Origin of the sequence: Marivita sp. (assembly GCF_020055635.1) — a bacterium.
Taxonomy (GTDB): domain Bacteria; phylum Pseudomonadota; class Alphaproteobacteria; order Rhodobacterales; family Rhodobacteraceae; genus Marivita.
Map to the genome: position 1 here is coordinate 1 of NZ_JAIPUT010000092.1, position 10198 is coordinate 10198.

At 61.2% G+C, this 10198-nt stretch carries 10 protein-coding genes; 5 read left to right on the plus strand and 5 right to left on the minus strand.

The window, feature by feature from the left end; genetic code table 11:
• Window positions 1-651, plus strand: a 651-nt coding sequence (locus LCF60_RS22045; protein WP_292294696.1) for a substrate binding domain-containing protein, incomplete at its 5' end; no start/stop codon positions are given.
• A gap of 251 nt (window positions 652-902) precedes the next feature.
• Here LCF60_RS22045 and LCF60_RS22050 read toward each other — a convergent pair.
• Window positions 903-2273: a heme peroxidase family protein gene (locus tag LCF60_RS22050; protein WP_292294697.1), complete on the minus strand. Its 1371-nt coding sequence runs from the start codon at window positions 2271-2273 to the stop codon at window positions 903-905.
• 395 nt (window positions 2274-2668) lie between these two features.
• Window positions 2669-3025 carry a hydroxyisourate hydrolase gene (gene uraH, locus LCF60_RS22055; protein ID WP_292294698.1) on the minus strand — a complete coding sequence of 119 codons (357 nt, stop codon included), beginning with the start codon at window positions 3023-3025 and terminating at the stop codon, window positions 2669-2671.
• A gap of 147 nt (window positions 3026-3172) precedes the next feature.
• Here uraH and puuE point away from each other — a divergent pair, with 147 nt between their 5' ends.
• The 4 genes from puuE (at window position 3173) to LCF60_RS22075 (ending at window position 7670) form a co-directional block, all read left to right on the plus strand.
• Complete coding sequence (gene puuE, locus LCF60_RS22060) at window positions 3173-4585, plus strand: allantoinase PuuE (protein ID WP_292294699.1); 1413 nt, start codon at window positions 3173-3175, stop codon at window positions 4583-4585.
• Window positions 4582-5073, plus strand: coding sequence for an ureidoglycolate lyase (locus LCF60_RS22065; protein ID WP_292294700.1), 492 nt, complete (start codon window positions 4582-4584; stop codon window positions 5071-5073). The genes puuE and LCF60_RS22065 overlap by 4 nt, the downstream gene beginning before the upstream one ends.
• A 64-nt stretch (window positions 5074-5137) precedes the next feature.
• Window positions 5138-6574 (plus strand): nucleobase:cation symporter-2 family protein, encoded by a 1437-nt coding sequence (locus LCF60_RS22070; RefSeq protein WP_292294701.1) that lies wholly within the window; start codon window positions 5138-5140, stop codon window positions 6572-6574.
• Window positions 6575-6752: 178 nt separating this feature from the next.
• Window positions 6753-7670, plus strand: a complete 918-nt coding sequence (locus LCF60_RS22075) for a PRC-barrel domain-containing protein (RefSeq protein WP_292294702.1) — start codon at window positions 6753-6755, stop codon at window positions 7668-7670.
• 127 nt (window positions 7671-7797) lie between these two features.
• Here LCF60_RS22075 and LCF60_RS22080 read toward each other — a convergent pair whose 3' ends face one another.
• The 3 genes from LCF60_RS22080 to LCF60_RS22090 form a co-directional block, all read right to left on the minus strand.
• Complete coding sequence (locus tag LCF60_RS22080) at window positions 7798-8001, minus strand: dodecin family protein (RefSeq protein ID WP_292294703.1); 204 nt, start codon at window positions 7999-8001, stop codon at window positions 7798-7800.
• Between the two features lie 122 nt (window positions 8002-8123).
• Complete coding sequence (bhcD, locus tag LCF60_RS22085) at window positions 8124-9089, minus strand: iminosuccinate reductase BhcD (RefSeq protein ID WP_292294704.1); 966 nt, start codon at window positions 9087-9089, stop codon at window positions 8124-8126.
• Between the two features lie 140 nt (window positions 9090-9229).
• On the minus strand, window positions 9230-10198 hold a 969-nt coding region (locus LCF60_RS22090), incomplete at its 5' end, for a DSD1 family PLP-dependent enzyme (RefSeq protein ID WP_292294705.1).

Here is a 10198-nt window from a genome sequence, read left to right on the forward strand (position 1 = left end):
ACCGACAACCCGCGCGGGTCAATTTATGTTGCCGCCCCCCTGGGTGTGGGCCGCCGCCTGATCGCACCACAGGTGCCCGCCTTTATCGAACAATACCCCGAGGTGTCCGTACGGTTGCGCCTGACGGACCGTAAGGTTGACCTGACCACCGAAGGTCTGGATCTGGCGTTCTTTCTGGGCGAACCCGAGGACAGCACGCTGCGCATCCGCAAGATCGCCGATGTGACCCGCGTGCTCTGCGCCGCGCCCGAATACCTCAAGGCTCGGGGCTATCCCAATTCAGGCGACGAATTGATTGCGCAGAACCACGAATGCCTGAACCTGCGTTTTCCGGGCGCAACCGACTTCCAGTGGCGGCTGCAAACCGGCGACGGGCCAAAGCGGTTCAAGGTCACAGGGCGGTACGAATCCGACGACGGAGATGTGCTCACCGACTGGGCGCTTGGGGGTCATGGAATCGCGCTCAAGCCGGTGTTTGAGGTCGCAGACCATTTGCGGACGGGACGCCTTGTTCCGGTCGCCAGACAGACACCGCCGGTGCCGGTCCAGATGGCGTGCCTCTTCACCCACAGGCGCAGGCAGGACCCGAAGACGCGGCTGTTCATGGATTTCGTCACCGGCCGCGTCGGCGCAGCGATCAAGAACGCCTGAACGTGTGGGGCAGTGACGAAGCCGAATGTCGAGCATAAAAACAAGGCGAAAAGCACTCGAGAGAAGCAAACGATAGGTCTCGGGCGTTCAACCAAGCCTGGACAAGCCGTTTGCCTGCGGTGCGTTTCGCAAAAAAGGCGGCAAACCCGGGTGCCGCCTTTTCACCTGTTGCGAGCGGTTAGACCAGTGCCAGAACACGTAGGCCGGCGACGCAATCGCCCGGTCCGATCAGGTCGACCGGCACGCGCCTGTCAGCTGTCTCCAATCGGGTTGATGTCATCCACGAACCGCAACATGTCAGCCATGGTAAAGTCCTCATGTGTTGCGCCCGGAAGCGTCGGTCGCCAGCCGGGGCCGCGCTGCCACAGGTACGATTGATGATCGCCGTGCACCAAACCCACAAGCACTTCGGCGACAAGCGTCGACCCAACCGGACCAAGCCGCTCCCCTCCAGATTTCACCTGGGCTTCTTTCAGTACATAGTACCAAAGCGGCGTCTGTACATGCAGCCCATGCTGCGCCAAGACCGCACCGTCAGGGCCGCTGGCAAGTTCCGCCGACGTCACGGGATCGGCAATCCCCATCGCGTCTGCAATGGATTGTCCCGACGGCAGACCAAGCTGCACACCACGCCGCAGGTTGAGGAAGGCAAGGTTGGCACCGCCCGGCAATGTGTGCAACTCGGACGCGAGGAAGGCGTCGAGCTTGCGTGTGGCTTGAGGCGTCACGCTCGGGTCGACATCGTAAAACTGCCGCCAATCAATGATCCAGTTGCTTGGCAAACGCGAGATGGGCAAGGGCCCGGTCGGCGGCTCGGGCGCCAGGTCGCCGATGATCTGACCGGACAGCCCCGTGAATCCGAACAGCAGATCAAAGCCGATATCCGAGAAAATCCTGTTGTGGTTGTAGCGCTGGCGCACCTGACTGTGGCCCAAACGATAGGCCGCTCCGGAAAACTCCACCGGCATGTAGGGAAACTGTTTGAAGCGATAAAACTTGCGCCCCTCGTGAAGGATCTTGTCGACAATTCCGGGTGTGGTCAGTCTTCCGACGTAATCGTGAAGAACCATCCACTGATAGTGCCAGGTGACCAGTTTTCTCGCTTCGGCAAAAAGCGCGCTTTCTTCCACCCCCTCGGCCTCAAGACGATCAACCACGGCATTGTGGAATTTCAGAAACGCGACATGCGTCTGGGCCACCAGTAGATTTTCGTCGTTCCGATGGTCCCCGATAAGGGCCTGGCCTTCCGGGCTGCGCGGGAGATCGTTCCGAAAGTCGCCGACCACGCCCCCGAAATCGACGGTCACGTTCCGCCCGATCAGGAACTTGCCGTTTGAATTGCGCGCGTACATGTGCGGGCTTCCGTCAGGGCCCCGACCATAAAGGCTATCGAGATCCAGACTGGGGCTGCGGAAGTTCCGAATGCCTTTCGGATCCCGCGTTTTCTCGCCCAATGAGGTCAGGTCGAGCGTAATATCGTGGTCGATGAATTGACCCAGATAGGTGAAACCCGCCGGAATGTGCGGATTGTCATCCGATGCGGCCTCGTTATCGAGCATAGCCGCGGCAAGGTCATTCAGCGCATCGTCCGGAACGTTCAACGGTGGCAGTGTGGGAAACATTCGTCCGAACTTGCCGGGGTCGTCGTGGCCGCTCAGAGTATCAAGGAAATCCCGGGTTGGATGACGCCCAGCGACGCCATGATGCGGATTCAGGTTAATCGCTTTTGACATAATATATCTCCAATATGAACTAATTTACTGAAAGTACTTGTAAAAATTGCTTCTGCGCAGACGAAATTGCCTGATCGAAAACTGGAAAATGAATATAAACGATACGCAAATATCCCGAAACGGTCACCAGCTTTCTCTGATGCCCGCCCTGATCGGCGCAAGTTTGCTCAGTATTGAAATTCCGTCATGCGTAACTGCATGTACGCATGACGTGTTTCTTGCCCAATTAAGACGCCGCAGATGCGTCGACGCATCTGGTCGTTTCCGTTGACGGAAACGCCCGCTCAACTGCCCCGGTAGGTCGAATACCCGAACGGCGACAGCAGAAGCGGCACGTGGTAATGCGCCTCGGCGTCCGATATGCCAAAGCGGATCGGCACCTGGTCCAGAAACAGCGGATCCTCCCCAGCCTGACCTGACGCCCGCAGGTAATCGCCGGCAAAAAACACGAGTTCGTAAGTCCCGGTCTCAAACGCATCCGCAGGCAGGATCGGACTGTTCGTCCTCCCATCCTCATTGGTCACGGTCTCGGCGATCTGCTCAAGCCCCGCATCCGTCACGCGGGACAGCGTGATCCTGAGACCCGCCGCCGGGCAACCCCTGGCCGTATCCAGAACATGTGTCGTCAAATAGCCGGACATTGCGCTCTCCTCGTGATGCGATGCCTCTTTATGCAGCCGGTTGGGACAAAACCGCAAATGGAACGCGTTTGAGACACCTTTCGGGATTTCTTGAAAAACAGATTGCATTATTCGGAATATAACGACGACCACTCAGGAGGACCCACCGTGCAACGCTACCCCCGCGACATGACAGGATACGGCGCCAATCCCCCCAAGGCCAATTGGCCGGGCGGTGCGAGGATCGCCGTTCAGATCGTTTTGAACTACGAAGAGGGTGGCGAGAACAACATCCTGCACGGCGATGCCGCGTCCGAAGCGTTCCTGTCCGAGATCACCGGTGCACAGCCCTGGCCCGGGCAGCGGCACTGGAACATGGAATCGATCTACGAATACGGAAGCCGCGCCGGGTTCTGGCGGCTGCACCGGATGATGCAGGATTTGCCCATCACCGTTTATGGCGTCGCAACCGCCTTGGCGCGGGCACCTGAACAGGTCGCCGCGATGAAGGATGCCGGTTGGGAAATCGCGTCGCACGGTCTCAAGTGGGTCGAGCACAAGGACATGCCCGAAGACGAGGAGCGTGCCCAGATTGCCGAGGCGATCCGCCTTCATACCGAGGTTGTCGGCAAGCCGCCAAAGGGCTGGTACACCGGGCGCTGCTCCAACAACACCGTGCGGCTGGTCGCGGAACAGGGCGGGTTCGACTATGTCGCCGACAGCTATGCCGACGATCTGCCCTACTGGTCGCGCTTCGGCGACACGGATCAGCTCATCATGCCCTACACGATGGATTGCAACGACATGCGGTTCGGCATCCAGGCGGGGTTCACCACCGGTGACCAGTTCGAAAGCTATCTCAAGGACAGCTTCGATTATCTCTACGCCGAGGGCGAAGCGGGCAGTCCCAAGATGCTGTCGATCGGGTTGCATTGCCGCATCATGGGCCGCCCCGGTCGTGCCGCAGCCCTGAAGCGGGCGCTCGACTACATGAACAGCCATGAAGGAGTCTGGTTCGCCACGCGCCAACAGATCGCGCAGCACTGGGCCAAAGAGCATCCTGCTCCGACAGGACAACGCCCCTCCGAGATGTCGCGCGAGAATTTCGTCGCGGCCTTTGGTGGCATCTTCGAACACTCGCCGTGGATTGCCGACCGCGCCTGCGATTTCGAAACCGGTCCGACCCATGATACGGCCCGCGGGGTGCACAGCCTGCTCTGTCGTGCGTTCCGCAATGCGTCGGACGAAGAACGACTTGGTGTGCTGAATGCCCACCCGGACCTTGCAGGAAAACTGGCTGCCGCGGGTCGCTTGACGGCCGAAAGTACCGCCGAACAGGCGGGCGCGGGTCTGGACATGCTGACCGACGAAGAACGCGCGACCTTCCAGAGCCTGAACACGGACTACGTCGCGCGGCACGGCTTTCCCTTCATCATCGCGGTCAAGGACAACACCAAGTCGAGCATTCTCGACGCCTTCCACCGCCGCATCGAAAACGACCGCACCACCGAATTCGCCGAAGCCTGCCGTCAGGTCGAACGCATCGCCGAACTGCGCCTGATCGAGAAGCTGGGCGCATGACCCGGCAGATCACCACAGAGCCGCTGACGGCCGACGCTTTCGCCCCGTTCGGAGACCTGCTGGATTGCGCAGGCGACCCGGACAGGATCATCAACCAGGGGCTCTGCGGGCGTTACCACGACCGCGCGACGCTCGATTTCGCCGATGGCCGCGCCGGGATCAGCCTCTTCAAGGCCGAGTTGCGCAGCCTGCCCTACAGGCTTGACCTGCTGGAGCGGCACCCGTTGGGCAGCCAGGCCTTTGTGCCCATGAGCCATGATCCGTTTCTGGTGATCGTCGCCCCGGACGAGAACGGCCAACCCGGCACGCCGCGGGCCTTCCTGACCCAAGCGGGACAGGCGATCAACATCCACCGCAACACCTGGCACGGGGTTCTGACACCGCTGTCCGGTACCGGGCAATTCGCCGTGATCGACCGCATTGGCGCGGGAGACAACCTGCAGGAACACTGGCTCGACACCCCTTGCGAGGTGATCGACGGAAGATGACGAACCGGACACCTTTGAGGAGGGGCATTCGGAAACACGTAATGGTTACGAGGGAGAGAGAACCATGTCTGACGCATCCATCGGTACGCCGGAGCAGCTCCGCGATCCGAACTATACACCCCCGCTGATCAAGGCGGTGCCGCTGGGCATCCAGCATGTGCTGGCCATGTTCGTCTCGAACGTCACCCCCGCGATCATCGTCTGCGGTGCTGCGGGCTTCGGCTTTGGCTCGAACAGCCCCGACTTTCCGCAGATGATCTACATGATCCAGATGTCGATGTTCTTTGCCGGCATCGCCACCCTGTTCCAGACCATCGGCATGGGCCCGGTGGGCGCGCGCCTGCCGATCGTGCAGGGCACCAGCTTTGCCTTCATCCCGATCATGATCCCGCTGGTCGCGGGCAAGGGGGTCGATGGCATCGCCGTCCTGATGGGCGGGATCTTTGTCGGCGGCCTGTTCCACGCGTTTCTCGGACTGTTCATCGGCAAGCTGCGCTTTGCCCTGCCGCCCCTGGTGACCGGCCTCGTGGTCACGATGATCGGCCTCGCGCTGGTCAAGGTGGGCATTCAGTACGCTGCGGGGGGTGTTCCCGCCATCGGCACGCCGGAATACGGCTCGCTGCTCAACTGGACGATGGCCGGAACCGTGATTTTTGTCACATTGGGGCTCAAGTTCTTCACCCGTGGCATGCTGTCGGTCTCGGCTGTTCTGGTCGGGCTGCTGGTGGGGTATGCCGTGGCGTTTGTCCTTGGCGAGGTGAACCTCGGCAATGTGGGACGCGCAGCCCCGTTTGCCCTGCCGAACCCGCTGCATTTCGGGCTCGAATTCTCGGTCGCCGCCGTCATCGGCTTTTGCCTGATGTCCTTCGTGTCGGCCGTCGAAACCGTGGGCGACGTGTCCGGCATCACCAAGGGCGGCGCGGGCCGCGAGGCGACTGACACCGAAATCCAGGGCGCAACCTATGCGGATGGGATCGGCACGGCCGTGTCAGGCCTGTTCGGCGCCTTGCCCAACACCTCCTTCAGTCAGAATGTCGGCCTGATCGCCATGACCGGCGTGATGAGCCGCGGTGTCGTGACCATCGGCGCGCTGTTCCTGATCCTCTGCGGCCTCGTGCCCAAGGTCGGCGCTGTGATCTCGTCGGTGCCGATTGAAGTGCTGGGCGGGGGCGTGATCGTCATGTTCGGCATGGTCGTTGCGGCAGGCGTCTCGATGCTGTCCGATGTGAGCTGGAACCGCCGCAACATGGTGATCTTCGCGATTTCCCTGTCGCTGGGCCTGGGCCTTCAGCTTGAACCGGACGCATTGCAGTACCTGCCACAGACGCTCAAGGTGCTGGCGACCTCCGGCATCCTGCCTGCCGCGCTCATCGCAATCGTGCTGAACCTGATCCTGCCCGAAGAACTCTCGGGAGAGTCGACCGAAGAAGTCTCGGGCGGCATGGCGGGCCACGGTGCGGGCCAGAAAGCCAAGGAAGAGGCAAGCGCCGCCAACGTCTGATCCCGTCTGACTGAACGCGGCAAGAAAGGCCCTCGGCGATCCGCTCGGGGGCCTTTTTGCTGTATCTGCATGCCGTTCACGCATCCCCCCGGATTGGCCCCGGCCCGGAACGAAACACGCCTCAGTTCGTTTTGCCGGTCAGAAGGATTTTGAAGTACGAAAGGCAAAGGAGGCCAACATGACCCGTTTCACGTCAGCAGCGCGAACGGCCACCGCGATTACTCTCGTGGCCGCACTTCCGGCGTTTGCACAAGACACCGGCACTCAGGACACCGGAAATCAGGACACCGGCACGCAGGGTTCCGACAATCAGCAGACCGACGATCAGCAGACTGGCAATCAGGAAATGCAGAACCAGGGGTCCCAGGACCAAGCATCCGACGGTCAGGCGTCCGAGACCCAAGGGACTGAAGATCAGCAGACCGGAGACGGGTCCGTGCAGGTCCTGGCGAACTGGAGCTATGCCCCGCTTTATGAAGAGGGCTGGAGCGTCGAAAACATGTTCAACGTCACCGACGTGACGGACGCGACCGGCGAGACCATCGGCGATGTCGAAAACGTCATCTTCAGCAACACCGGCGAGGTTGTCGGTATCATCGCCCAGGTCGGAGGCTTCTGGGATATCGGTGACACCCATGTCTTCGTACCATGGGAGGACGTGTCGATCGGAAATGACATTTCGCTGGCCCAGGTGCCCGTGACAGAAGACGAGGTCGACAATTTCGACGTCTTCGGTGCGGCTGAGGGCGACGGCATGATCGCCGAGGGCGACGCGTCGGGCACCAATGTCGTCGATGACGATCTTGTGGCCGGTCAGGGCATCTTCAAGGCAACCGACCTGATCGGGGACTACGCGTATCTCGCGGATGGGGTGCGCTATGGCTATGTCGCCGACATCATCGTGCAGGATGGCGCGATCACTGCCGTCGTTTCGGACGCCGCCAGCTACGGGCGGAGCGGGTACTACGCCTATCCCTACGAGGATGGCCGCGTGTCGCCACTCATGGGAGCGCGCTACCAGATGCCCTATGACCAGGCGCAGATCGATACGATCGAAAATTTCGACTACACGCAGCTCCAGTCCCGCGTGGACTGAGGCTTTCGGGCCGCTGCCCCCGATCTGGTTGCGCGCATCGGCTCGACACGCGAAAAAGACAAGGAAAGCCCCCGCACAAATCGGTGCGGGGGCTTTCTTTTGCCATGCGGCGATGGGTCTGGAAAGGTCAGTCGTCCAGAACAAAAGTCACGGCCAGATTGACCTTGAATTCGGTGATCTTGCCATCCTCGATCATCACGTTCTGGTCCTTGACCCAGGCGCTCTTGATCCCGCGCAATGTCTTCGAGGCGCGTTCGATGCCCTGTTTGGTCGCATCGTCAAAGCTGTTGGGCGATGTTGCGGAGATTTCCGTTACACGTGCTATCGACATGGTGTCCTCCTTTCAGGTGCAGATATCGGCTCAACACACAGACGAGAGACACGTTCCAGAATCCGCGCAGCGCCGACGCGCAGGGAGCCGGAAATACGGACAACTTTCGGAGCAGCCAGGGATCAGAAATCAACCTCGATCGCCAGCCCGCGTTCGATGGCCACTTCCACAACCCTGGACGCCACCGCCAAATCCTGGAGCCCAACACCCGTGCCATCGAACAGCGTGATGTCGTCATCCGACGTCCGCCCCGCATGGGTGCCATTGATCACCGCGCCAATTTCGAGCACGTCGCTTTCGGCGATCAGACCAGAGGCCACCGCGTGTTGCGCCTCACCGATCGAGACCGATTGCGCGACCTCGTCGGTAAAGATCCTGGCCCGCGCCAGCAGCGCCGCCTCGACCTCCTGCTTGCCTTTGGTGTCGGTTCCCATGCAGGCCAGATGTGTGCCCGGGCTGACATGATCGGCCATCAGTGACGGCGCAAAGGCCGAGGTGATCGAGATGATCACATCCGCCTCTTGCATTCCCGGCAGGTCCACCGCCTCGAACGGCAGACCGGCCTCCTGTGCGACCTTCTCGATATTGGGCAGCATCTCGGGATGATAGTTCCAGCCGATCACCTTTTCGAACGATCGCTGCTCCAGCGCAGCGCGCAGCTGGAACGTCGCCTGATGGCCCGCACCAACCATGCCCATCACCTTGGCATCGGCCCGCGCCAGGTGCCTGATCGACACCGAAGACGCCGCCGCCGTGCGCAGCGCGGTCAAGAGGTTGCCGCCCACCATCGCGTGAACCTTGCCGGTATCCGGATCGAACAGGAACACCGTCGACTGGTGATTGATCAACCCGCGCTTTTCAAGGTTGTGCGGCCAGTATCCGCCCGCCTTCAGGCCAAGCGATCCGCCAACGCGATCAAACCCGCCCTTGAAACCGTAGAGCGCGTCCTCATGGCCGATCGCCTCGCGCACCACCGGAAAGTTATAGGCATCCTTGGCCGCCATCGCGGCGAACACCTGTTCGACCGCCTCGAACGCAGCCTCGCGCGACACAAGATCGGCGATCAGTGCTTCAGGAACAATATACATGGTCTCTCCCTCGCAAAAACGGTGCGACAGTCCTCACTGCGCACCGTCCTGTCATCTTCTCTGGTTCAAAAATATCCCGGGGGGTTTGGGGGGCTGGCCCCCCAATCGGTCGGATCGGGCCTGCCCGATCCGAAACCGGATCAATACGCGCGACCGCGTGCCGACACCGGCCAGACGGTTTCCACAACGCCATTCCGTACACCGACATACCAGTCGTGCACGTTGCAGGTCGGGTCACAATGGCCCGGCACAAGCTTGAGCTTGTCGTTGACCTTGAGAACACCGTCCGCATCCATGACGACGCCATGCTCGTCCGAGCATTTCACGTATTGCACGTCATCCCGGCCAAAGATCACCGGCAGGCCAGAGTCCACCGACTGCGCCTTGAGACCGGCATCGACGATGGCCTTGTCCGCCTTCGCGTGGCTCATGACCGAGGTCAGGATGAACAGCGCGTTCTCCCATTCGCCCTGGTCGATCCGCTTGCCGTCCTTGTCGAGGATACGGCCGTAATCGGCGTCCATGAATGCATAGGATCCGCACTGAAGCTCGTTATATACACCCGAGTTGGACTCGAAGTAATACGACCCTGTGCCGCCACCGCCGACGATGTCGCACTCGATGCCCTCGGCCTTGAGCGTATCGACCGCGTCTTTGACCTGTGCGACCGCGACAGCAATCTTCGCCTTGCGCTCGTCATAGCTGTCCATGTGCTGCATCGCGCCCTGATAGGCCTGGATGCCCGCGAACTTGAGGCCCTCTGCCGCGTCGATCGCCTCGGCAATCTCGACAACGGCCGGTGTCGTGGTCACACCGCAGCGGCCTGCGCCGCAGTCGATCTCGACCAGACATTCGATCTGGGTGCCATGTTTGACCGCAGCAGCCGAGAGATCAGTCACGTTCTCGATATCGTCCACACAGCAGATCGTCCGCGCGCCCAGCTTCGGCATGCGCGCCAGACGGTCGATCTTGGCGGGGTCGCGCACCTGGTTCGACACCAACACGTCCTTGATGCCACCGCGGGCGAACACTTCGGCCTCGGACACCTTCTGGCAGCAGACGCCACAGGCACCGCCCAGTTCGACCTGCAGCAGCGCCACGTCCACCGA

Excerpts from the sequence above, each read along its gene's own strand:
- bhcD (WP_292294704.1), bottom strand. The coding sequence starts at position 9,089 with ATGTATATTGTTCCTGAAGCACTGATCGCCGATCTTGTGTCGCGCGAG.
- LCF60_RS22080 (WP_292294703.1), bottom strand. The coding sequence starts at position 8,001 with ATGTCGATAGCACGTGTAACGGAAATCTCCGCAACATCGCCCAACAGC.
- LCF60_RS22050 (WP_292294697.1), bottom strand. The coding sequence starts at position 2,273 with ATGTTTCCCACACTGCCACCGTTGAACGTTCCGGACGATGCGCTGAAT.
- LCF60_RS22065 (WP_292294700.1), top strand. The coding sequence starts at position 4,582 with ATGACCCGGCAGATCACCACAGAGCCGCTGACGGCCGACGCTTTCGCC.
- LCF60_RS22070 (WP_292294701.1), top strand. The coding sequence starts at position 5,138 with ATGTCTGACGCATCCATCGGTACGCCGGAGCAGCTCCGCGATCCGAAC.
- LCF60_RS22075 (WP_292294702.1), top strand. The coding sequence starts at position 6,753 with ATGACCCGTTTCACGTCAGCAGCGCGAACGGCCACCGCGATTACTCTC.
- uraH (WP_292294698.1), bottom strand. The coding sequence starts at position 3,025 with ATGTCCGGCTATTTGACGACACATGTTCTGGATACGGCCAGGGGTTGC.